This is a genomic window from Leptolyngbya sp. 7M (assembly GCF_018128485.1).
Window position 1 is genome coordinate 4,073,945 of sequence record NZ_CP070897.1, and the last position, 22,776, is coordinate 4,096,720.

At 51.2% G+C, this 22,776-nt stretch carries 25 protein-coding genes; 10 read left to right on the plus strand and 15 right to left on the minus strand.

What is annotated here, in order from left to right; translation table 11 throughout:
* Nucleotides 1-4: 4 nt before the first annotated feature.
* A complete protein-coding gene (locus JVX88_RS20770) occupies nt 5-508 on the minus strand; it encodes a glycosyltransferase (RefSeq protein ID WP_211620033.1) in 504 nt (167 codons plus the stop codon).
* On the minus strand, nt 408-2,276 hold the full coding sequence (locus JVX88_RS20775) for a PAS domain S-box protein (protein ID WP_211620034.1): 1,869 nt from the start codon (nt 2,274-2,276) through the stop codon (nt 408-410). The genes JVX88_RS20770 and JVX88_RS20775 overlap by 101 nt, the downstream gene beginning before the upstream one ends.
* A 403-nt stretch (nt 2,277-2,679) precedes the next feature.
* On the opposite strand from JVX88_RS20775, the gene JVX88_RS20780 reads away from it, so the two are divergent.
* Nucleotides 2,680-2,937, plus strand: coding sequence for a hypothetical protein (locus tag JVX88_RS20780; RefSeq protein WP_211620035.1), 258 nt, complete (start codon nt 2,680-2,682; stop codon nt 2,935-2,937).
* Entirely contained in the window at nt 2,924-5,041 is a 2,118-nt protein-coding gene (locus JVX88_RS20785; RefSeq protein ID WP_211620036.1) for a cation:proton antiporter, read from the plus strand. Before JVX88_RS20780 ends, JVX88_RS20785 begins: the two co-directional genes overlap by 14 nt.
* A 150-nt stretch (nt 5,042-5,191) precedes the next feature.
* On the opposite strand, the gene JVX88_RS20790 is transcribed toward JVX88_RS20785, so the two are convergent.
* Nucleotides 5,192-6,598 carry a phytoene desaturase family protein gene (locus JVX88_RS20790; protein ID WP_211620037.1) on the minus strand — a complete coding sequence of 469 codons (1,407 nt, stop codon included), beginning with the start codon at nt 6,596-6,598 and terminating at the stop codon, nt 5,192-5,194.
* Between the two features lie 75 nt (nt 6,599-6,673).
* Complete coding sequence (locus JVX88_RS20795) at nt 6,674-7,495, minus strand: BTAD domain-containing putative transcriptional regulator (protein WP_211620038.1); 822 nt, start codon at nt 7,493-7,495, stop codon at nt 6,674-6,676.
* A gap of 177 nt (nt 7,496-7,672) precedes the next feature.
* On the opposite strand from JVX88_RS20795, the gene JVX88_RS20800 reads away from it, so the two are divergent.
* Together JVX88_RS20800 and JVX88_RS20805 are read left to right on the plus strand one after the other, a co-directional pair.
* Entirely contained in the window at nt 7,673-9,493 is a 1,821-nt protein-coding gene (locus JVX88_RS20800; protein WP_211620039.1) for a copper-translocating P-type ATPase, read from the plus strand.
* A 105-nt stretch (nt 9,494-9,598) separates the two neighbouring features.
* Nucleotides 9,599-10,018, plus strand: coding sequence for an isoaspartyl peptidase/L-asparaginase (locus tag JVX88_RS20805; RefSeq protein WP_211620040.1), 420 nt, complete (start codon nt 9,599-9,601; stop codon nt 10,016-10,018).
* On the opposite strand, the gene JVX88_RS20810 is transcribed toward JVX88_RS20805, so the two are convergent.
* The 7 genes from JVX88_RS20810 to JVX88_RS20840 all read right to left on the minus strand — a co-directional run bounded on the left by JVX88_RS20810 (nt 9,918) and on the right by JVX88_RS20840 (nt 16,851).
* Nucleotides 9,918-10,910, minus strand: a complete 993-nt coding sequence (locus JVX88_RS20810) for an MlaD family protein (protein WP_211620041.1) — start codon at nt 10,908-10,910, stop codon at nt 9,918-9,920. The two genes, JVX88_RS20805 and JVX88_RS20810, sit on opposite strands and share 101 nt — an antisense overlap.
* Before the next feature lie 80 nt (nt 10,911-10,990).
* Nucleotides 10,991-11,830, minus strand: a complete 840-nt coding sequence (locus JVX88_RS20815) for an ABC transporter ATP-binding protein (RefSeq protein ID WP_316431073.1) — start codon at nt 11,828-11,830, stop codon at nt 10,991-10,993.
* Nucleotides 11,831-12,308: 478 nt separating this feature from the next.
* A complete protein-coding gene (locus tag JVX88_RS20820; protein WP_211620042.1) occupies nt 12,309-12,797 on the minus strand; it encodes a hypothetical protein in 489 nt (162 codons plus the stop codon).
* Between the two features lie 272 nt (nt 12,798-13,069).
* Nucleotides 13,070-14,686 carry an MBL fold metallo-hydrolase gene (locus tag JVX88_RS20825; protein ID WP_225931657.1) on the minus strand — a complete coding sequence of 539 codons (1,617 nt, stop codon included), beginning with the start codon at nt 14,684-14,686 and terminating at the stop codon, nt 13,070-13,072.
* Nucleotides 14,598-15,152, minus strand: a complete 555-nt coding sequence (locus tag JVX88_RS20830; protein ID WP_211628794.1) for a calcium-binding protein — start codon at nt 15,150-15,152, stop codon at nt 14,598-14,600. The genes JVX88_RS20825 and JVX88_RS20830 overlap by 89 nt, the downstream gene beginning before the upstream one ends.
* Before the next feature lie 620 nt (nt 15,153-15,772).
* Nucleotides 15,773-16,264: a DUF427 domain-containing protein gene (locus tag JVX88_RS20835; RefSeq protein ID WP_211620043.1), complete on the minus strand. Its 492-nt coding sequence runs from the start codon at nt 16,262-16,264 to the stop codon at nt 15,773-15,775.
* A 128-nt stretch (nt 16,265-16,392) separates the two neighbouring features.
* Complete coding sequence (locus JVX88_RS20840) at nt 16,393-16,851, minus strand: cyclic nucleotide-binding domain-containing protein (protein WP_211620044.1); 459 nt, start codon at nt 16,849-16,851, stop codon at nt 16,393-16,395.
* A 207-nt stretch (nt 16,852-17,058) separates the two neighbouring features.
* On the opposite strand from JVX88_RS20840, the gene JVX88_RS20845 reads away from it, so the two are divergent.
* Nucleotides 17,059-17,289: a hypothetical protein gene (locus tag JVX88_RS20845; protein WP_211620045.1), complete on the plus strand. Its 231-nt coding sequence runs from the start codon at nt 17,059-17,061 to the stop codon at nt 17,287-17,289.
* A 253-nt stretch (nt 17,290-17,542) separates the two neighbouring features.
* On the opposite strand, the gene JVX88_RS20850 is transcribed toward JVX88_RS20845, so the two are convergent.
* Genes JVX88_RS20850 through JVX88_RS20865 form a run of 4 tightly spaced genes read right to left on the minus strand, consistent with a single transcriptional unit; the run spans nt 17,543 to nt 18,538 of the window.
* On the minus strand, nt 17,543-17,809 hold the full coding sequence (locus JVX88_RS20850) for a hypothetical protein (protein ID WP_211620046.1): 267 nt from the start codon (nt 17,807-17,809) through the stop codon (nt 17,543-17,545).
* A gap of 8 nt (nt 17,810-17,817) precedes the next feature.
* Complete coding sequence (locus JVX88_RS20855; RefSeq protein WP_211620047.1) at nt 17,818-18,114, minus strand: DUF2442 domain-containing protein; 297 nt, start codon at nt 18,112-18,114, stop codon at nt 17,818-17,820.
* Entirely contained in the window at nt 18,095-18,331 is a 237-nt protein-coding gene (locus JVX88_RS20860; protein ID WP_211620048.1) for a DUF4160 domain-containing protein, read from the minus strand. The genes JVX88_RS20855 and JVX88_RS20860 overlap by 20 nt, the downstream gene beginning before the upstream one ends.
* A gap of 48 nt (nt 18,332-18,379) precedes the next feature.
* Nucleotides 18,380-18,538, minus strand: a complete 159-nt coding sequence (locus JVX88_RS20865) for a hypothetical protein (RefSeq protein ID WP_211620049.1) — start codon at nt 18,536-18,538, stop codon at nt 18,380-18,382.
* Nucleotides 18,539-18,899: 361 nt separating this feature from the next.
* Here JVX88_RS20865 and JVX88_RS20870 point away from each other — a divergent pair, with 361 nt between their 5' ends.
* The 5 genes from JVX88_RS20870 to JVX88_RS20890 all read left to right on the plus strand — a co-directional run bounded on the left by JVX88_RS20870 (nt 18,900) and on the right by JVX88_RS20890 (nt 22,758).
* The gene (locus tag JVX88_RS20870) at nt 18,900-19,442 is read left to right on the plus strand and encodes a Uma2 family endonuclease (RefSeq protein WP_211620050.1); all 543 of its coding nucleotides are present in this window, start codon (nt 18,900-18,902) and stop codon (nt 19,440-19,442) included.
* A 3-nt stretch (nt 19,443-19,445) separates the two neighbouring features.
* Entirely contained in the window at nt 19,446-19,787 is a 342-nt protein-coding gene (locus tag JVX88_RS20875) for a carbon dioxide-concentrating mechanism protein CcmK (RefSeq protein WP_211620051.1), read from the plus strand.
* 17 nt (nt 19,788-19,804) lie between these two features.
* Nucleotides 19,805-20,107 carry a EutN/CcmL family microcompartment protein gene (locus JVX88_RS20880; RefSeq protein WP_211620052.1) on the plus strand — a complete coding sequence of 101 codons (303 nt, stop codon included), beginning with the start codon at nt 19,805-19,807 and terminating at the stop codon, nt 20,105-20,107.
* A 368-nt stretch (nt 20,108-20,475) separates the two neighbouring features.
* A complete protein-coding gene (locus JVX88_RS20885) occupies nt 20,476-21,747 on the plus strand; it encodes a ribulose bisphosphate carboxylase small subunit (protein ID WP_211620053.1) in 1,272 nt (423 codons plus the stop codon).
* A gap of 57 nt (nt 21,748-21,804) precedes the next feature.
* Nucleotides 21,805-22,758 carry a cyclase family protein gene (locus JVX88_RS20890; protein ID WP_211620054.1) on the plus strand — a complete coding sequence of 318 codons (954 nt, stop codon included), beginning with the start codon at nt 21,805-21,807 and terminating at the stop codon, nt 22,756-22,758.
* The last annotated feature ends 18 nt before the right edge of the window (nt 22,759-22,776 follow it).

Consider the following 22,776-nt stretch of genomic DNA (forward strand, 5'->3'; position numbering starts at 1 on the left):
ATGCTTAGACCAAGTCTTGAATCAAATTTTTGTGACGCGAGCGTCTAACTATTTGACACAGTGCCGCCTCAAATAAATGAGTTGCATCATCCCAGGTATAACTTGTTGCGCGCTGATGGGCAACCTGCGACATGATTCGCCACTCCCGGTCGGTCATCCGGCAAATCCGTTCGATTGCTTGTGCCATATGCATTGGGTCTTCTGGCCTAACTAAAATGCCAGCTCCTTGCTGCAACAATTCGGGGGCAGCTCCAGCCGGGGTGCCGATTACCGGTGTCCGACAGGCCATCGCTTCTAAAATGGGCAAACCAAATCCCTCAATAGTGCTGCCAAACAGCCACGCATCACACTGGGCATAGATCTCTCTCAGTTTGGCTTGGGGAGGTCGGATAACATATTTGACTCCTTTAGGTAGCGGCATCTGACGCGAAGGCTGGCTGACGCCAAACGCCACAAGCTGCAGTTCTGGCACGACCTGCGCCGCCAAGGAGAACGCCTGTAAACTCATGGCACTGCCTTTCCAGGTTGCTCTTGAGTACATCAAACCAACCGTAGGCACGGGCTGCTTGCCACTCCAGCGCTTTGGCTTTGATCTGGTTTTGGGTGGCAAATTGTTTCAAGGCATCTTCGGCGGTTTTACGATTGGTAATGTCGTACAGGACGCCGCAGAACACGATTTCATTGTTCTGGGTTTTGGTTGGTAGGGATTCGCCGCGCCACCAGCGGACTTCTCCATCGGGTTTGATCAACCGCCCTTCGTAAACCCAGGGGATAAGCTGTTCGCCAGACTCAGCAATTGCTTGAAGATAGGAGTCGCGGTCGTCTGGGTGCTGGCAGTTGACAAAGGAATTCATGTCCTGCATGATTTCGGCTGCCGTAATGCCGCTGATGTCATAAAACCGCTCGCTCATGTAGTCTACCGCCCACTGGCCGTTGCGGTTGCAGAACTGGAAAATCGCTCCTGGCATGGTAGCGGCAATCGTTCGGAAGCGGGCTTCACTTTCGGCTAGGGCCGTTTCGGCAGCTTTGCGGTCACCAATTTCTCGCCAAACCGTATAAAGAGTCGGGCGTCCTTCTAGCTCAATCACCGTCAGCACCACTTCGACCCAAAAATCTTCGCCATCGGCGCGGCGGTGCATCCACTCAAACCGCTGGCTGCCTTTTGCAAAGGCGGTGGCAATCATCTCGTTGGCTTTTTCGAAGGAGGGACGACCATCGGGCTGAACGTCCGGCGACAGCACCGAAGGGTGGAGCTGCAAGACCTGCTCTTTACTCGTGCAACGCAACATTTCGATCGCGGCTTTGTTGCAGTCGATAAACACTTCGCCATCGAGTAACAAAATCGCATCGGCAGAGCGCTCGAACAATTCTCGAAATCGACTTTCTGAAGCTTGCAAGGCTTCTACAGCGACCTTGCGCTCGGTAATGTCGATCAGCACTCCGTCCCAGAGAATTGAACCGTCGGCTTGGCGAGTTGGGCGAGCAATGGTCTGTAACCATTTCAGCTTGCCAGAGGCGGTGAGGATGCGATATTCCTGCTGAAACGGAGCCAGGGTCATGGCCGACTGGTACATCCGCTCCTGCACAATTGCCTCGTCGTCTGGATGGATAGACTGGAACGGCTGCTGATCTAATTGAGAGGCCAGTAGCTCATAGATGTGACGGTAGCCTTCTGAGATATAGGGAAAGGAAACCACACCGTCGGGACTGAGCTTGCATTGAAAAATCACCCCCGGAATGTTGGAGGCTAGTCGCTGGAATTGGGCTTGGCTTTCCAGTAGTGCTTGAGTCCGGTCTTCAACTCGGGTTTCCAAATCATCATTGAGCTGCTTCAGAATCGCTTCCATCTGCTTGCGCTGGCTAATGTCCATCAACTGACCGCTCCAGAGAATGGCCTGATTCGGCTGGCGGACTGGCCGAGACGCGCCCTGTATCCATCTGATTTTCCCGGATGGCAAGATAAAGCGCCCTTCCCACTGCCACGGTTCTAGAGATTGGGCCGAAAGGGCAACGGAGTGATCAAAGCGGGGCCGATCCTCTGGGTGAATGATCTCGATCAGTCGGTTGGCGTTTTCCTGAATGGCTTCGGGTGTGAGTTCAAACAGGTCGCGGCAACCTGAACTAACGAAGGTAAAACTAAGTGAGCCGTCGGCAGCCATTTGAAACTGGTAGATCATCCCCGGTACGCTATCGGCTAGTTGACGAAACCAGGCTTCGTTGCGCATGGGCAAGTCTAATTCGGGTTTGCGCTGGGCTGGAAGATCGAATTCTTGCATTATCAAGCGGTTCCAAACGGTCAAAGTTTTATGCAGTGAACTTCTCTGTGATAGCAAAGCAGCTTCGAGTAAGTGCCAAAATTCGAGCTGAAGTGATGGAGCTAAGGTCGATGCTGGAAATATGATTCAGCTAATTTATATTCAGCTAATTTATATTCAGCCAGAAATTTGAAGGGTTATCAGCTAAATTTTTCTTGCTGCCTAGTGTGCCCATAGGGCTGCACTACTGATCAAAGCTAACAGGTGTGGAGCGAGCTGTAGGAGATGTCAGGTTGGAATACTGACGTGTTGACTGGCGAAGCACCAGAAAAATTAGACTTTTTAGACTTTAGAGAATTCGGATTAGGCGTAGTAAGCTAGGGGCGTCTACCACGTTTACAGGAACGGCAGGAATTTCAAAGCCATGCAGCCTGATACGGACCAACTCCTCAGTACCATCCAGTCATTGATCACCGCCGAGATGGGTTGGCAGCTCAGCTTTCCTGACCACGAAGATGGAGGCGAACTGGAACCGTTTATCTGGAATGCTGGCGAGCAAGGTGAATTGACGCCGCTGAATTTGGTGCGCTCGGAGGGCTGGTTGCAGGCAATGGCACCAACTGCCGTGCTCGATTCCTGGCTGGCTCTCGAACGCTCAGGCTCGGTGAATGGTGTTTTCTGAGCTGAAAAAAGTTCAGGGTATCAGCTTGGGTGGCGGAGGCTTGCAGATTCTCTCCACGATTCTAGTGACGACGTTAGTATCGCTGGGGGTTGGCTGGGTCACGTCACCGGCACAGGGCATTTTCTTGGGCGCAATTCTGTCCCTTTCTTCCACGGCAGTCGTGCTGAAATGTCTGATGGAGCGCAACGAGACAGGAACCTCCCACGGGCGCGTCATGCTGGGGATTCTAGTAGTGCAGGATCTGGCTCTGGGACTGATGCTGGCGGTTTTACCGGCGCTCGATCGGCCCTCGGAAGAAATTGGTGTCGCGGTTGGGATCGCTTTGTTAAAAACTGGCCTGCTGGCGGTTGGAGCAGTGGTTGCTGGGATCTGGATTATTCCCCGCTTGTTGCAGCTATTAGCCCGAACCGAGAGCCGCGAGCTGTTTTTGTTGGGCGTGGTAGCGCTGTGTTTAGGAATTGCCCTGCTGACGGAATATCTGGGCCTCTCAATTGAGATGGGGGCGTTTATCGCCGGATTGATGATTTCGGAGGTAGAGTACGCCGACCAGACCCTGACCTACGTGGAGCCAATCCGCGATATTTTCGCCAGCCTATTTTTTGCCGCCGTGGGCATGTTGATCGATCCGGTCTTCATCTGGAACAACTTGGAGCTGATTCTGGGTTTGGTGGCCCTGGTATTTGTCGGCAAGTTTTTGATTGTGATGCCCTTGGTGCGGGCATTTCGCTATTCGTTCAAGACCTCGCTGATTGTCGGTTTGGGTCTGGCCCAAATTGGAGAATTTTCCTTTGTGTTAGCCAGTAAGGGACAGGCACTGGGCTTGGTATCGCGCCGCGTTTATTTGCTGATTTTGGGAACGACTGCCGTTACTCTGGTCGTGACTCCGTTTGTGCTGCGAATTGTGCCGAAGCTGACGGATTGGGCCGAAGATGTCCCCTGGCTGAAGCGTCTGCTAGATGGCAGCGAAGACCCGATCGAAGTGGCCGAGGATTTGCCGACTCAAAATCACATCGTCGTCTGTGGCTACGGGCGGGTGGGACGCAACATTGTGCGCCTGCTGCAAGCCTACAAACAACCCGTGATCGTGATTGATCAGTCCGAGCAGAGTATCCAAGAGTTACGCGAGGCCAATATTCCTTACATCTATGGCAATGCGGCTAGTCTGCATGTGCTGGAATCTGCTGGCGTCGATCAAGCCCGTGGTCTAGCGATTGCCCTGCCCGATCCGATGAGTACGCGCCTTTGTCTGAAGCGTGCCCTAGAGCTAGCGCCTGATATTGACGCTGTGGTTAGAGCCACTCAGGATAAGGATCTGGAATTGCTGTATCAGTTGGGAGCACGGGAAGTGGTGCAGCCGGAGTTTGAGGCCAGTATTGAGTTGTCGGCCCATCTACTCACAGGACTGGGAGTGCCGCTACCGGTCATTCAGCGTGAGGTGCAACAGTTGCGCGGGTCTCGCTATCAAGAATTCCGACCCGAACGGTTGCCGGAGCAAGTGTCGCGGGAGTTGAAGGTGGCCGCCCAAGACATGAACAGCAAATGGTACAACTTGCCTGAAGGTTCGCCACTTGTAGGCATGACGCTAGAAGAGACTGATCTGCGTCGCTTGACCGGCGTCAGCTTGATGGCGATTGAACGCCAAACCGGCGAAGAGATTGACTATCCTGATACCCAAACCCAGTTGGAAGAAGGCGATCGGTTGCTGGTGGTGGGCGAACCCGACGAGTTAGCGGCCTTCAGTGAACTGGCTAAAGGGGAAGCCGCCGTTCCGGGTGAAAATGCCTCCTGTCAGTGGCTGCTGGTACCCAATGATAGTCCTGTGGTGGGCAAAACCCTAGCCGAACTCCACATTCGTCGTCAATTTGGCGTACTGGTGCAGGCGATTCGGCGAGAAGGCAAGTTTATTAGCTTCCCTAGGGGGTCGAGCGATCTACAGGCAGGCGATCGACTGTTGCTCTGCGGCAATTTCCATGCCCTCAACCAAGCCAGTCGTTGGATTGCGCCCAGTTCTGAGTTTTCTGAGCAGGCGGCGGTAGCATCAGGTTTACCGATTTCCCTCAGCCCTCCTACCCTGAATGAGCCAATCCCAGAGCAAGCCTTGTAGCAGGCAGCTTTGGAGTCATTGCCATTGCTTTCACTGAGACGTTTACGGCTTGTCACTCCTATTTTTGGTTATGCTGACAAACAAAAATCATTCTGAAGTAAACTTTTGTGGTTGATATAGAGGCCGTAGAATAGCGCCATATTGATTTGGCTAAGGGTGATATGCGGTGGGAATTTGGTAGACGAAGTCAGAATGTAGAAGACCGACGCGGTAGACGAGTAGCGGGTCCGGTCGTGGGAGGCAAAAGCGTTCATGGGTCAAAGGCGTTCCCACCAGCTTCACTTCACAGCGCGACCGAATATCTGGAACAATCCGTTCTAGTGCTTGCCACATTACTTCAGCTCGCTGTTGCTTTTGTTCAGCATAGGCAACGCTGCGCCGATCCAATTTTTGCCACAAATCATAGGGTTCGTTACCAGGAGTGTAAACATGAATCACATGTTTACCAGATGGAGCTAGGGATGGATCGAGAATTGACGGAATCGAGACCAGCACCACATTCTGAGGAGCCGTAATGCCTTGGCTCCAATCATTCACCACAATGTAGTGACAAGCCAAATCGGGCAGCCCTGCTGCATCAATGCCCAAATGCAGATGCATAAAGCTATCGCAATCAGGTGTGGCTTGGCGTTGGCGACGAAACGAGTCAGGAATGGCTTCGGCTGGTATCAGCTTCAGAGTATCCCAAACAGAGACATTAGAAACTACCGCTTGCCGTGCCCGCAAAATTTCCCCATTGCGCAACTGTACTCCAACCGCACGTTGACGTTCAACTACAATTTGCTCTACATGGGCATTCAGCAACAGGGTGCCACCATGCCGCTTTAATCCTCGCACTAGGGCATTCACCAATCCCGCACTTCCACCCACCGGATAATCTAATGCAACCTGGGGACGGTACCAGTCAGCAAACATAAACGCTACCTCTGCGGCACTGGTGTCACTCGCCGGCAAACCAGAAAGCAAAAAGCAAAGTAGATTTAGCCAATTTAAGATAAATGGATCAGTAATTTTGTTGTCTATGATTTTAGTAAAGGCTCCGGTTAATTTCGCCATCTGCGGCGCATGACGAACTAGAGCTGGCGCAAACTGCCCTACGGTGCGGACGGCCTGCCAATCCCAGCGGAGAGCCGCAGGTGGAAGGGCAATGGCGGCAGCTTGGAGTGGTTCCATGATCTGCTGCAAATTTCGCCATTCGCTCACAGCCTGCCCGCCTCGCAGTCGCTGTAAAACGTCACAGAACTGATCGGCTCCTACAGAGGTATCAAAATCTCCTTCGGGCAGCCGGCAGCCCCAAGTCTCATAGGTAAGACAGGGCACTTCTTCTCCAATGGCGTCTAACACCTGCCGCAGCGGATTAGGAGACGGACTGGACAATCCAGAATAGAGCGACGGCCCTGAATCAAACTTAAAGCCATTCCGTTCGAAGCCGTGGGCTGCACCGCCCGCAATCGAATGACTTTCGCAAACGGTGACTTTGAAGCCATACTGGGCCAACAGAGCCGCACAGCTCAAGCCACCAATGCCGCTACCAATTACAATCACATCTGTTTGCATCGTTCCTGCCTAACCCTGCACTGAATGGGTTATAGCATGGTTGAGGACTAGGCGGATTGGTCATTGGTTGTTTGGCTAATTAACCTTACTTAGGCTTTGACAAACTTTTGTTCTGTATTCATCCGAACGAATTGCTTCCCATAATGTAATTGTGGCTGGTTCTGGTTCGGTGGCTAATTCTTGTTTCAGCAGCTTACAGCAGCGGTCATATTGCTGCAATGCCTCGGTGCGTCGTCCTCGCTGTGTCAGAATTCGCATCAAACACCGATGGGCAACTTCATTCCAAGGTTCGAGCTGAAGCTGTCGCTGCACATGTTGCTGTGCCTTATGATACTCCTGCTGCTGTTCGTAGTAGGTAACGAGTTTTACATAGATATTAATCACTAGATCATGCAAACGTTGACGGGTCAGAGCTGCCCAAATTTCAAAGGTTTCATTGTCTGGAAGATGAACCTGTTCAAGAAATGGTCCACGATACAAGGCAACCGCTTGTTCTAATCCAGAAACGCTTTCGGGACAAAGGTCACTAGCTGGTTGAGAATGATGCAGATACCTATCAATCAACTGAGTAAAGATAGTAACATCTAGGCTATGATCTGCTACCGGATTAAACTGAATCGTGTTGCGGGTAGTGAGAAACAACGGGGAGTGATCCGCAATATCTTCTAACATCTGGCGCAGCATAGACAACGCTTTACGAAGATTGCTGCGAGCTTTTGACTCACACTGATCGGCCCATAGCAGTGTAGCTAGCCGATCGCGATGATGCGGATGATTAGACTCAGTCGCTAGATAGGCCAACAGCGCCCGCACCTTCTCGTAGGGAAACGTGACGATTGGTTGTTGATTCAGCGTCACCTGCATCGGTCCCAGCAATCCCAATCTCAAACGAGTCATGATGTGTCTCCTAGGGGCTAGTGGAGTATACGGAGGGTTTAGGTGGGGGGATCTAAGAACTGGTGCCTATCCAGCTCTCTTCGAGAGGTTCCATCAGGAAGCTATTTAATTTTCAAATTTAAAGTTAAACGATTAGCCTGGGGCGGTTGGCCGTTCTTTGAGCGTGCGGTCGCTTCGGTGAAGAATCTAAGCCCGAATATGTTCACGCTGATCGCGATCGGTACGGGAGCCGCATTGATATACAGCCTTGCGACACTATTCGTTCCCGGGCTTTTCCCTGACACGCTGCGGGACGCCCATTCCGGCATCATTCCCGCTTATTTCGAGGCCGCTGCCGTCATTACAACACTGGTTTTGTTGGGTCAGATGTTAGAGCTCAAGGCACGTTCGCAGACTTCGTCCGCTATCAAAGAACTGCTGCGGCTTGCCCCTGAGACCGCGACGGTGGTTTTCGACGACGGTTCGGAAGAGGTGATCGACCTGCGACACGTGATGGCTGGCCAGACGCTTCGCATAAAGGCGAATGAAAAGGTGCCGACCGATGGCGAGATCATCGACGGCGAGACCTCTATCGACGAATCAATGGTAACGGGCGAATCGATGCCCGTCACCAAACGCACAGGTGCAAAGGTGATCGGCGGAACCCTGAACGGCAACCGCAGCTTCCTGATGCGTGTGGAGAAGGTCGGAAAAGAAACGCTGCTTGCACAGATCGTAAAGATGGTCGGCGAAGCGCAGCGTTCGCGAGCTCCGATACAGCGTCTCGCGGATGCCGTCTCGGCATATTTTGTACCTACCGTAATTGTGGTTGCGATCGTAGCCTTTGTCGTCTGGCTGATCTTCGGTAGCCTGACCTATGCAATAGTTGCCGCGGTCTCCGTGTTGATAATCGCATGCCCCTGCGCCCTCGGCCTCGCAACTCCGATGTCTATAATGGTCGGAACCGGAGTCGGTGCAAAGAACGGCGTCCTCATCAAAAAAGCCGAAGCCCTCGAACTTTTAGAAACCGTTGACACAATTGTTGTCGATAAAACAGGAACTCTGACCGAAGGAAAACCAAGGGTTGAAGCCGTAATTACTTTTGACCCATCCGAAAACTCAGAGAGCAATGTGCTTGCTCTAGCAGCATCTGTAGAGAAACACAGCGAACATCCTCTCGCAGATGCGATTGTCCAAGAAGCATTACGACGAAAAGTTGAAATATTTCGAGTGGCAGATTTCCGCTCCATAACCGGTGTTGGCGTCGCTGGACTTATTAACGGCAAGGATATAAGGATAACCGGTGGACACCGATATTCGGATGAAGATGAAGTCCTTTCTAAACTTCCCACAATCAGAGTCGATGCGGCTAGAATTCTAATGTTCGACGAACGAATTCGACCGGACGTTTCACTTTCGATTGTCTCCCAAGACGGTCAAGTAATCGGTGCAATTACGGTCGCCGACGCAATCAAACCTTCTTCCAAAGCCGCCATCGACGAACTTCACCGAAAGGGCATCGAGGTCGTAATGATGACCGGAGATAATCAGGCGACGGCTGACGCAGTCGCAAGCGAGCTTGGTATTGACAAGGTTTTTGCCGAAGTGATGCCCGAAGACAAGGCTGCAAAGGTAAAAGAGCTGCAAGCTATGGGTAAGCGTGTGGCCATGGCGGGCGACGGCGTAAACGACGCTCCGGCTTTGGCACAGGCTGATGTAGGAATTGCGTTCGCTTCGGGTACAGATGTAGCGATCGAATCTTCGGACATCACGCTGCTTCGGCCTGATCTCGACGGCATTCTGAAAGCTCGAAACCTAAGCCGAAACACGATGAAGAACATACGCCAAAATCTCTTCTTCGCCTTCGCCTACAACCTCATCGGTGTGCCGATCGCTGCCGGCGTTCTGTTCCCCATCTTCGGCGTGCTTCTGTCGCCCATGATCGCGAGTGCCGCAATGACGTTTAGCTCCGTTTCTGTGATCGCAAATGCGCTTAGGTTGCGAAAGGTGAATTTTTAGTTATTTGCAACAACCTTTCCTCACGATAGATCCCACAACAGTTCATTTCTGTTCCTGTCACTCATCAATTCCGTGTATCGGATCGGCTATGTTAAATTCAAACTGATGAGCAAGTTAGCACTAGCGGTCCATGGCGGGGCTGGAACGATACTTAGATCACAAATGACGCCGGAGCTTGAACGCGAATATAGGAGTGGCCTGGAAGCTGCTCTCCAAGCTGGATGGAGGATCCTGGAAGCGGATGGGTCGGCCTTGGATGCTGTGGAGGCGGCCGTAGTCTCGCTTGAGGATTTTCCGTTGTTTAACGCCGGTCGCGGTTCGGTATTCACATCTGAGGGGAAGAATGAAATGGATGCGGCGATAATGGATGGGCGTTCGTTAAAGGCAGGAGCTGTGGCCTTTGTTCGCAATATCAGAAATCCGGTCAAGCTTGCTCGATCAGTAATGGAGAAAACCGAGCATGTTTTACTTGCCGGCGAGGGCGCGAATGCGTTCCCACCGCTTCAGACAAATTGCGCAGGTTAGCTGATGCTTCAGCCGCATTGGCCGAGAGGGTTTCTAAATTGGCAAGAAATTCGCCCTCTTCAATAGTAGGGGCGAGGGCGCTCACGATCGATTGCACGCTGCCTACGGTTTGATTGAGGCTGTCTAACGTACTGACCAAGGAGGTGCGATTCTCGGCAATTAGGCCCTGTAGCTCCTGCGCGGTGAAGCCGAACTGTCCGGCCGTTGTCCCGATTTGCTGAGCTGCTTGACCCACCGAATCGGCAGAGCGTTGGGCCGAATTGGATAAGGTTCCTAGTTCACTACGCACCGTTTTCGACAGCACGGTCACTTCTCCAGCCAGGGTATCGACTCCTTCGGCAGCGGCAGCAAAGTTCCTGGTCAGGGTTTGGACATTGCCGAAAAATTCTGGACTGGAAAACAGGTTGGTGAAGCGAATCACCGAGCCAATCAGTTCCGTTAGCGTCACGCTGTTGGTACCCTGTAGATAGCTGCCGTCGCAGATAATCAGCTGCTCGTTACAGTCCCTGGAAAGGGGATTGCCAGTGGCGGAAGCATCTGCGAGTTGGGCATTGGGTGTGATGTCAATAAAGGTTTCACCCACCAAGCCCGACTGTTTGGCTTCGATTGTGACATTGCGAGGAATAATGACGGTAGCTGGCTGAACCCGGATATCTACTTCGGCATAGTTGGCGCTGACGCGAATTGCAGAAATTTTGCCAGTTACTACTCCGCGGTAGCGTACAGGAGCACCGACCTGCATTCCTTCAGCATTGGGAAAGCGGATCGTCGCCTGATAGCTGCGTCTGCCGGGGCTAAAACCTCGCAACCACAGGAAGAGACCGCCAAAAACAACCAAGCCTAACAAAATTAGTAGACCAACAGAGCCTTCGCGAATGGTTCTCGCTCGCATGACGCTTCCTCACAGGGTTTGCGGATTGAGACGACGGTTTACCCAGGTTGATCAGCTGATGCGCACCAGCTTAGGGCAAGTCATCCAGCAACTTGAATTGGACCTTCGGTTTGACCGCTAAAGAATTGTCGCACCATTGGGTGATCGGTGGTATCGATCTGATCAACCGTTCCTTCCCACTGGATCTTCCCATGATAGATAAAGACAACTCGCTGTGCAGTCCGCCGAATGGTACTGTCCTGGTGCGTCACAATCACGTAGGTACTGCAGCCACCTTGACAGTGAAGGGAGCAAATTAGATCTTCAATCACGGTTGAGGCAATTGGATCCAGGCCGGCAGTGGGTTCGTCGTATAGGATCACTTCCGGATTGCTAGCCGGATTTTCCGGATTTTCCATGATCGCACGGGCAAAGCTAACCCGCTTGCGCATACCGCCGGAAAGGGCAGCTGGGTAGAGATTGCTAATACCGGGTAAGCCCACCATCTCTAATTTTTGCTCCACCAATTCTCGGATTTTGCGGCGCGGCAGTCGGGTGTGCTGATAGAGCGAGAAACCAATATTTTCATCAACTGTAAGTGAGTCGAATAAGGCCGTATTTTGAAACACCATGGTGATGCCAATCGGGTCTTTGTTGTCTTCGACCAAGCCTTCGCGGCGCTGTCCCTGCACATAAATCTCACCAGCATCAGGGGTTTCTAGGCCAGAAATCACTCTGAGTGTAGTTGACTTACCAGTACCGGATGGACCGATGATGGCAAGAGCGTCCCCTCGATAGATCGTTAAATCGATTTGATCCAAGATGACACGATTGTCATATGCCTTGGTGACGCCTTTTAGCTCAATCAGTGGTTCAGCCATACCAGCCCTAATCGCTTCATCCAAAATTTGGCTAACATTCCGTTCTGCCAGTCTAGTCAAATTCGTTGCCGATCAGGTTTAAATTCAGTCATCAGCAAACTAACTTTATTACCAATTTATGGAAGAGTTGCTAAAGTTACTCAGGGATGCCATCTTAGGTTCGATTGCTTTGCGTTGATGATTTATTTGATTGTAGGGCGCTGAGTTTAGCCCCGGCAGCACGGCTGGGCCGTAGTTCTCTCTTTTCCGCCTACTCCTATGTCAATTGGTCTTCTTAAACAGGCGTTTCAAGTTCTAAAGCAAGAATCGCGCTATCGGACTCCAGCTCGGATTAATCAATGGTTCAAGTGGCTAGCTCCTGGATTGTTAGTCAAACGCTGGCTGTTGATTAGTGCAGCTGGTGTCGTGTTTGTGGCGCTGGGGTTGGCTATTTGGTCGAACCTAACGCCGATTTACTACATTAGTGAATTTACACGGGATTTCCTCCGCACCATTACCCGATTAATTCCGAGCTATATCAGTGGCCCCATCGTCGTGATTAGCGGCATTTTGCTGATTCTCCAGCTTCTTCCCCACTCACGCCTAGATAGACAAAGGCCCGGTCGCGAGTGCGAAATTGGCCGCTAAAGGGCTGCATTTGCGTCCTGGGGTCGTCAGCCTGGCTAAACCGATCTCTAGCTTTATCTAGCGTTAGCTCAAAGGATTTACCGTAGGGAGCCGGTGCGGTTAGCGTATAGGCCATGCGGCGTCCAGCCCAGCTAATTTTTCCTGGCAGCGGTGGATTGATCTGGAGATTTTGCTCAACGCTCTCGTGCTCCATCGGACGGTTGAAGGCCAGAATAAAGGCGGTATCTTCTGCCCCAACCTGTCGGTCTTGCCAACTAAATGAGCGCACTTTGGCCGCAGTTCGATCTCCCTTCAGCAGCAAGCCACCAATTAACAAACTCAAAATTAGGATCAGCACAATTGCTGTCCGGTCTAAGGGCTGAAAAAATCGAGATTTGGGAGTTGCAGTCAGATTCGCCATAGATCGATTACGAGGAGGAATAGCAGGGGAGTTAGAAAAATTTTGAGGTTTGGGCCTGCACAATACCGGATTATTTGCTTGACTTGCATTCGCTTAGTTAGACCGAAACGATCAACCGTATTGGATTTGACTAGCCTAGTTCAATCCAGAAGATTCAGAAAATCTAATCCAGAAAATCAATTACAGAATAGTACTCTGCATCAGGTGAATAGCTTTATGAATTTTGCCAATTTTTTGCCAACTTTGGCACTGCATCAGAAGCGGAGGTTCGCCTAGTTTTCGCTGTTGGGAATGCCTTCAAATACTGGACAGTAGCCATCTAGACTGACTCTAAACCCAAACATCGGCGAGGCTTGATTCCAGCAGCGTTGACCCCGACAGTGGATGCAATTTTGGCAGCATTCTACATTGGTGGGCATGGGTGCTTCGGCACTTTGGCTCAGCAGTTCGCGTTGGCTGATGCCGCGTAACACTAGCTCTTCACCTTGCCAGCGGGCTTCTACTAGACCCGTATCTGCAATCTCCTGCCAGCGTGGATCGGTCACAATCGCATTTGGCAAGCTAATCAGTACTGCCGTATCCATTTCAATAATTTCGCCTTCATAGCGAGCTTCGGGGGCAGCGGGCTGAAGGAAGGTTTCCCCAATTGGTAAGGCGACCTGTGCTCCCAGCGAGGGAGTATGCAGATGGTAGCGATTTTGCAGTTCCTCTAGGCTGGTGAGGTCATTCAAATAAGCCGAAGAGCCGTGGATAAATACCACATGTTGCGGACGCAGGTTGTGAATCAGTTGGGTTGTGCCAGCGCCATCGCAGTGGTCGCTGAGCAGGTAATTTTCAACCGTAAAGCGTCCTGCCTGAATTTGGGCTTGCAGCGCTGGCGTAGACTCTAGCATCTGCATCACCGCTCGTTCGACAGAACCTAATCGACCAGGTTGCTGCGGTAGCAATAAAAGCCACGACGTGGTATCAGAACAACAGTATTGGCTGAGGTCCGCATCTTGGTTCGTAAGCACAATTGAGGCAGAATTACCCAACTGGCTAGAGACCTCAGCAGGTGTGAGACTAGCGAATCGCCGGACTCGGGGGCGAATTCGTTCATCCCAAAACAATGGCTGGTGGCGAGCAAAATTCTGCACCGCGCTAGGAAAATGGGACAGCATCGAAAGGTAGATGTCACACCCCGAGGCAACTGTCCCATCTACCCAGATGTCCAAATCTCGTCCGGTGAAATGGTGATGGCTGCGTAGCAACATTAACAGCTCCTGCCCCAGCCCTAGGGTCGGCGTGGGTAGCAGCACCGATTGCCCCTCAGCAATGGCGCGGTAGATGCGCTCGGCGAGCAGATTTTCCTGCTGGCGGCGGTGAGAGAAGCGAGCCGTACCATAGCTGCCTTCTACAATCAGCACATCGGGTTTCAAACCCCGTAGGTCTTCCAGTGGCAGCCCATCCACCAATCGAGAATTGGACAGCAGAAAATCACCTGTGTAGAACACGGTATAGGCGCGTTTTTTGGTGGTGTAGGTTAGGAGCAGGGCCGCAGCCCCTGGTAGATGACCGGCCGGAATCAGCTCAGCACTAAGACCCTCTCGAAATTCCACCGGTGAACGCCAGGGCAACGCTTGGCAAAACTGGGGGACTTTAGCTTCCTTGGGCCAGTTGAGCGGCAGCAGTTCAGTCGTAACCTCGCTGGCATAGATTGGCAATTGAGGAAAGGCATAATGAAGCGACAGCAGGCCCTTTGCGTGATCTGGGTGGGCATGGGTACACAAGACTAAATCAGCCGGCAAGGGTGCATCCCGCTCAGCCAAGAGAGGTGCAATATTTTCTAAGCCACAATCTAGCAGAATCCGATGGGGTCCCATGCGCAGGAGCAGACAAATCTTGGCCATCACCACCGAACACCCGGTCGTTACCAGCACCGCTGGCAATTCCGTCATCGCCTAAACCACCGCGAATCAAGTCGTTGCCATTGCCCGTCGTAATCCGGTCGTTGCCGTCGCCGCCACTAATGTCGTTGAGACCATTACCGGCATTGATAATGTCATCTCCAAGACCACCATTGATCACATCGTTACCAGCACCAGTCGTGATCCGGTCGTTGCCATCGCCACCGTCGATGTTGTTGTTGCCACCTTGGTCGTTAATGACATCATTTCCTGCACCAGCGCGAATCGTGTCGTTGCCTAGGCCGGTTGAAATCGAGTCGTTGCCATCTCCAGCCTCAATCGAGTTATTGCCACCGTTCAGATCACGAATGACATCATTTCCCCCGTTGCCAATGATTACATCATCGAATTGAGTTCCTATCAAGGTATCATTGCCAATTGTACCGATGATAGTTCTACCTGTAGGCATAAAAGATTCTCCTTTATCTACCTGCTAATGTTCAGAACAAGTGGTTTTACATCTACAAAGATGCAAACGAGCGAATTACCTCAACAACATCAGGAGAGACTCTTTAACCAAGGATGAATCGACAACACTTGGTCAAAGAATCGTACTCGCTGGGTAGCTAGTTATGAGATGATTTTTGATTTTGGTATATGCAGCCGGAAATGTATCGACAGCCACCAACTTATTGTTCTACCTAGCTGCTGAGCGGTCCGGAAAAAAATTGACGCGATCAATTTTTTTTGTAAATTGTCTTTGCTTATGCCTGAAAAGCTTACATACCACTACTTCTATCTAACGGCAAGCGGTTAAATACGTAAACATTCTAATATTTGCTTATTGTGAATTGATGCAAAGATAGAAGATGCAAAACCGTACGATTACGCTGGTAGTTTTCTCGGAATAATCAAAGTTGATTACAAGTTACATGAAAGCACTAATGTAACAACTGCATTTGGTATGGCAATTGCATCCGTATATATCCCATTGACGTAGCCTTGAATCTAGATCGAAATCAGATCTAGATTGGCTACGCGAACCGTATTAATCCAATTTGATATCAATTAATCCACTCACTTTTGCCATCACCATCCCCAGGTTCCAGCACCACCCTTAAACGGTCCTACAATGTCGCTGGTAATCCAACCGCCATAGAAGTCTCCAGGTTGGGACTGTACGAGTTCCCCATTTACATAGCAAGCTTGCATACGGCTGGGATAAACCGCAACATAGTTTTTGATGCCGATAAAATCTGGCGTCGGGTTGGGATAAAACCAAGCAGCATTCTCGGCCTGCTGATCGCCAATCTGGATGGTGTAGTAGGCGGCCTGGCCCTTCCATTCACAAAACGTTGAGCGGGTAGTGCGATGAAAATACTCCAGGCGAATATCGTCCGGTGGGATGTAGTACGACGGCGGATGGCTCGTTTCCAGGACTCGTTTGGCTCGTCGCGTATCGGCAATAATTACCTCGTTGAACACTACCTGAATATGCTTCGAGGAATCTTCTAACCGAGGCGGCCGCGGATAATCCCATACCGATTCCTGCCCAGGACCGGGGGTAATTCGTTCACGCACAGCATACTCCTTGCTTTACAACCGACTTTTACTAACTAGGGCAGTTCAACCAAAGCACTTTCACATTAGAAAGTAAAAAGCTATCCATCTACCCATCTACTTACTCCTATGCCTATCCACTGCTCCCGTCAGATCAGCGATCGCCCCTGACCACTTGACTCTAGCGCATTAATTTGCTGGTTCAGCTCTCGAATCCGCCGTGACAGCAACCGAATAATGTTGACAGCGACACCAGGAGTTTCTTCTATTGCCTCATAGAGTTGCTGTTGGGTCAGCATCAAGCATTCACAGGGATCTAGGGATGTTACGGAAGCAGAACGGGGCTCGGCATCCAAAACAGCCATTTCGCCAAAACAGTCTTCTTTCTTCAGTTTTACCAGCTCGCGGTCGCCGATGTGAACCCGGACTTGTCCCGAGGCCAGAATATAGAGCGAGCGACCTTCGTCTCCCTGTTTCACAATCGTATGTTTTGCTGGAAACGATAATTCTTCCATGGTGGCGGCCAATCGCACTAGAAAATCGTCGCGCAGTTCTTCGAAGATGGGCACTTTTTGAATCAACAATAGCCGCTGAACGCTAGTGAGCATAGCAAGGAGAGGACTTTAAATCAGCTCTAAGTCAGAATCGAAATTGGCAAGAATTCGTTGTGTGGCCTGAGGGCGAGGTTTTGGGTTAGGAGGTGGTTCAAGTCCCAATTCTGCCATCATTTGGCTAACTTGAGCGAAGACGAGCGGGTCTGGGTCGTTGTATAGTGCCGGGACTATCGCCTCGCTAGCAACCTGAGTGAATTGCTGATGCTGTTACGCCAACTCACCGAACAGGTGGATGATACACTGATGGCCGTTAGCAGTGAAGCGATGAGCAGCAGCCTCACGGTCTATGACTACGTGAAAACCGCCGCCAAAAAGACTCCGGGCTTAAAAGCAATTGCCGAACAGCTTGGCAGTTTATTCAAAGCGATCAAAACTAAACCTGCGAAGTCTGCCGCTGAACCTGCTAATACGCCGCTTAAACAGGCGAGTTAGGCGGTCGATGGGCTGAGGATGCGGCATGTATCTTGGAGAATCAGGCTTGAACTTCAGCAGTTCGGAGTTGTAGCTGGAAGCATCGCCTTTCAATCTCTGAGAGTCACGGTTGCACTTCAACCCATCACGGTTGAATGGTGGAGTCACGATTGCCAAGTTCAACCCATCGCGTTTGATTGTCAAAGATTCAGGCTTGAACCTTCGCGGATGCCGCTGGATTAACTTGAGGTGTGCGGCTAGGAAAACGAGAATGTTACAACTCTGTTGATGAAAACCGCCCTGTGATTGGCTCATACTCATCTTCTAGCAACCAATTCTGAGCTTCATCGTAGCTGGCGCTGGTGTAAATAATTTGATATTCCTCAGCCGGATCGTAGATTGAGCAATTGCCGGATGGTTCGTTGAGCAGGAGCAAAACGTAAGGGGGCGAAAGCATTGGATCGATCCAAACTTCGGCAAAGCTCCAGTTAGGGCTAGCCGGGTTGGGTGCGGGGGATGGTGTGGTATCGGTTTTCTGCATCGATTTTACTAGCTCGCTCTTGTGGCTAACCATCGCTGCAACGATTGCTGACTTTCGCCGCTTTGCCGACCTGCTAATAGTCCTTCAACGCCGATATGTTCGTCTAAATCTGGCCACTCGATTGCATAGCCATCTCCAAGCAACTGCCAGTTTTGGCGTTCCTGCGGCGAGGCGTGGGTTAGTCGTGGATACCAGAATAGAGGAGTTGCCAAACTGCGACCGTCGATTAAGTCTACAATCAGTTTTTCATCTGTGACTGTCACGCTTGTGGCAAGGGGTTCTGTTTCAAGTACCAAAGTAGTCATGCCAAGCCTCCAATAATATTGATTTATGTTCCTCCACCAGTCGGGCGATTTCATTGAGTTCGTGATCTTTGAAGCCACGATTCTTAGCTAGAGCAATCGGATCGAGCCAGAATTTAGCTATTTGTCGATCGTGCTTAACGTGGATGTGAGCAGGTTCGCCCCGATCTGAGCTAAAGAAGATAAAACTATAGGGTCCAACCTGAAGAACCGTAGGCATTTGCGTACGTTGTATCTAAATCAACTATACAAGCAGAACGTGTAAACTTCAATCTAACAGTGGATCAATCGTATTCTCTTGGCTCTCAATATAATCTCCCCTTACGTTCACACTTTTATCTCCAGCAACAACATCGCCAAACTGACCGCCATAGATGTTGGTTACGGAAGCAGCACAATCCTTGGCAGAATCCTTTGGTAAAGCCATTTGCTCGATCTCGTAGTTGTAGAAGCGACAATGTGCCGTTTGAACGTTCAGGTTCAGATCGAAATCTGCAAACTGCTCGAAAAAATCAAAATCCTCTGGAACCTGTCATTGGCTCTGCCTTGCTGCCTGTCCTCGATCCAGCACATCGGTGGGCATAGCTTCTGCATTGCTGCTGCACAGACCGATCGTTACAAACTGCTGCTAAATATGCTCGAAACTCACTGCCCAACTCATCCATACTGCCAGCAGAGACAGACGACACATCCATCATAACTGCCGATATAACGATGCACCCAGATTGCCGTTGCTTCAAACACCAAGCGATTCAATAGAATGAGCATAGGTCTATTCTCAGCCTGTCATGATTAAAACCCCGGCCCAACGCTTGACCATTCCTCCGCTAGAAAACGGTGATCGGTTGAACCGCTATGAATTCGAGCGACGCTATACTGCAATGCCCAACCTCAAAAAAGCCGAATTAATTGAAGGAATTGTCTACATGCCTGCCGCGTTAAGGTTTAGAAGCCACAGTCAACCTCATGGCTGGATGATTGGCTGGTTATTTACCTACGCAACGGCGACTCCTGGCGTGGTATTGGGCGACAATCCAACCGTGCGGCTTGACCTAGATAACGAACCACAGCCTGATGCTGTTTTGCTGATCGACCCAGCAGTCGGAGGACAAGCCCGATTGAGTGACGATGACTATATCGAAGGGGCACCAGAACTGATTGTGGAAATTGCCGCTAGCAGTGCAGCGATTGACCTGCATGCCAAAAAACAAGCGTACCGTCGCAATGGGGTGCAGGAGTATATGGTTTGGCAAGTTCTGAAAATCAAGATCGGCGTTTCCGTCGAAGTTTTCAGGTTTTGCAGGTTACTCATCCTCTCTTGTTGGAGATAAACGATGCCGATTGCTGTAGGAATGATTGAGACGCGGGGATTTCCCGCTGTGGTGGAAGCGGCAGATGCGATGGTGAAGGCGGCGCGGGTGACGTTGGTGGGCTACGAGAAAATTGGTAGCGGTCGCGTTACGGTGATTGTCCGGGGCGATGTCTCGGAAGTGCAGGCATCGGTTGCGGCTGGTATCGACAACGTTAAGCGTGTGAATGGCGGACAGGTGCTGTCTACTCACATCATTGCCCGTCCCCATGAGAACCTGGAGTATGTACTGCCGATTCGGTACACCGAGGCGGTGGAAGCGTTCCGGGAGAGCGTCAGCGGTATTCGTCCGATTAGCCGCTCCTAAGCGCTGGCCCAACGCTAATGCAAATTGCTAAGGTTTGTGGCACCGTTGTCAGCACGCAAAAGGAATCTAGTCTCACGGGAGTCAAGTTTCTGCTGGTGCAGTTCCTCGATTCGGAAGGCCAGTTGTTACCCGCTTACGAAGTCGCTGCCGATAGTGTGGGGGCTGGAATTGATGAGTGGGTTTTGGTCAGCCGTGGCAGTGCTGCCCGTCAAATTCAAGGAGGCGAGACTCGCCCAATTGATGCGCTGGTTGTCGGCATTATTGATACGGTAAGTGTTGAGAATCGACGGCTCTACAGTAAGCGGGACCAAGACCGGTAGGTAAAGTTTTGAGTTCTGAGTTTTGAGTTTTGAATTCACTGTGTTGATTCGTGCTCAAAATTTGGAACTTAGAACTGCTTCCGAGGTGAGTCTAGGGTTAAGGTTTATGGTGTTGATTGGCTGCATAATTAGGTGACGCTTTCCTCGCGATTTTGACCGCTTGGTCATTACGGTTGGCAGGGGGTAATTGGCGAAATTGGCAGTAATAATTTGGAATAATTTGGGTTTGATGGGCGGTATCTTGCACTGATACCCCTGTACAAGCACTCATGTACAAACATGGTTTGAGCGTTCGGTGTTGATTTCCGGTGTGTTGATTACATGTCAACGGCTGGCTTCGCTGCTGTTTAAGGCAAGAGAGAACTGATATGGTAGTCCGTGGTGCTGCTGCTCCGACGCCTGGGTCGAAGAGTCTGGCTCAACCTCAGATTGATGAGACTGCCCATGTACATTCCTTCTCGAATCTGATTGGGGATGTCAAGGTAGGTGCAAACGTTTTAATTGCTCCGGGGACTTCCATTCGGGCAGATGAAGGGAGTCCTTTTTACATTGGAGCCGGTAGCAAGATCCAGGATGGGGTTGTCATTCATGGCTTGGAACAGGGCCGGGTCGTTGGAGATGACCAAAAGCACTATTCGGTCTGGGTTGGCGAAGATACCTGCCTCACCCACATGGTGCTGATCCACGGTCCTGCCTATGTAGGTAACAACTGTTTTATTGGCTTTCGCTCAACGGTATTTAATGCCCGGGTTGGCGATGGTTGCATTGTGATGATGCATGCCCTGATCCAGGATGTGGCGGTTCCACCGGGTAAGTTTGTACCTTCGGGTGCCGTGATCACCTCTCAGCAACAAGCAGACCGCTTGCCCGATGTGCAGGACAATGACCGACGCTTTGCCGCCTATATGGTGGGTCTCAACGACGCGATGCAAGCTGGATATCACAGTGCCGATCAGATCAGCCGCATCATGCCCATTCGCCAGCAGTTAGAGCGAAGCTTCCACGGCGATCCGGCGGCTGAGTCCTCCGCTCGTCTTTCCGATCCTTCTAGTCCTTCTAGTTCTACTTCTAGTTCTATGCAAAACACTCGTCTAGCTCCGGAAATAGTCGATTACGTGCGCCAACTCCTATCTCAGGGGTTAAGCGTTGGAGTGGAATACGCTGACAAGCGCCGCTTCCAAACCAGCTCCTGGCATAGCTGCGGCTCAATTCAGTCCAATCGTGATTCGGATGTGCTGAATGCGCTAGAGCAATGTGTCGCTGAGCATAGCGGCGAATATGTCCGCGTTTTTGGCATTGATCCTAGAGCCAAACGGCGTGTTTCAGAAGTAATTGTGCAGCGTCCAGACGGTTCGGGAATGCGAGGAGCAACCGCACCCAAGGCAGATCCGGCTAGCTATAGCTCCTCTAGCTATGGTTCCTCCAGCTACAGCGCTCCCAGCTCCCAACCCTCCTACGGCGGCAGCTACAGTGGTTCCTCGCAGCTCAGCCCTGATGTGATCGAAAAAGTACATCAGTTCATCAATCAAGGCTTCAAGATTGGCACCGAACATGCCGATGCTCGCCGCTTCCAAACCAGCTCCTGGCAAAGCTGCTCGCCAACTCTGAAACGAATCATTAAAAACAGAACAGTGGGCTGAAAATCTGTTAGATAATTCCTCAATCCATTATCAACCCATGAATCAGGGATTTCGCCCATGTCCAGACGCTGGTTTGTGCCCATTGCTGCTGCCATTGCTGCGCTAACATTCCTGCTTACGTTTACAGTGCATCCGGTTAAAAGTCAAAGTAATGCTCTTTGGCAAGTTTATGAAATGAGCTTGAAGTCGGCCAAATACGTAGACCTGACCCATGCGTTTAGTCCTACAATTCCCGTCTGGCAAGGTTTTAGCAAAGCGACCTTTAAGCCCGCAGTGGCCGGAGCCGACATTCCAAATTATGTCAAAGTCGGCGAAGAGTATACTTACGGTACCCACGGCTTCATTGCCACAGCCTACGAGCTGCCTACAGACCAGTACGGTACCCAACTTGACCCACCAGCCCACTGGGAGGAATACGGCGCGACGATCAGCGATTTGCCTGCGACCTTTGCAGTCAGGCCGCTTGTCGTGATCGACATTCACGAAAAAGTCGCGCAAGATCCGGGCTACCACGCCACGGTTGACGACATCAAAGCCTGGGAAGCGAAACATGGCACGATTCCAGAGGGTGCTGTGGTCATGATCCGCTCAGATTGGTACAAAAAGTGGTTCACGGAAACCGCTCGATTCAACCAAAAACCATTTCCGGGCGTAAAGCTAGATGCGCTGCAATTTTTGCACCTGGAACGCCAGATTTTGTTTCACGGCCACGAGCCGCTCGATACAGACACCACGCCCACTCTGGAAGGCGAAGCTTGGCTGCTGCACAATCACTACACCCAAGCCGAAGGCGTGGCTAATCTGGATCAAGTTCCAGAAGCAGGTGCACTAGTGTCGATTGGTTTTGCCAAACCGGAGGGCGGGACCGGCGGCTACGCTCGCTATATCGCAATTTGCCCGCCTGACTGGCAGTACGGCGTCTCTGTCTTGGAAGCACCGGGCGCACCTCTGCCGAAACAGCCTCATCCCCTGCGGCGCGATGCCAATGGTGTGCTGAAGCCAACGCCATAGCTGCTTTACCCGTTACCT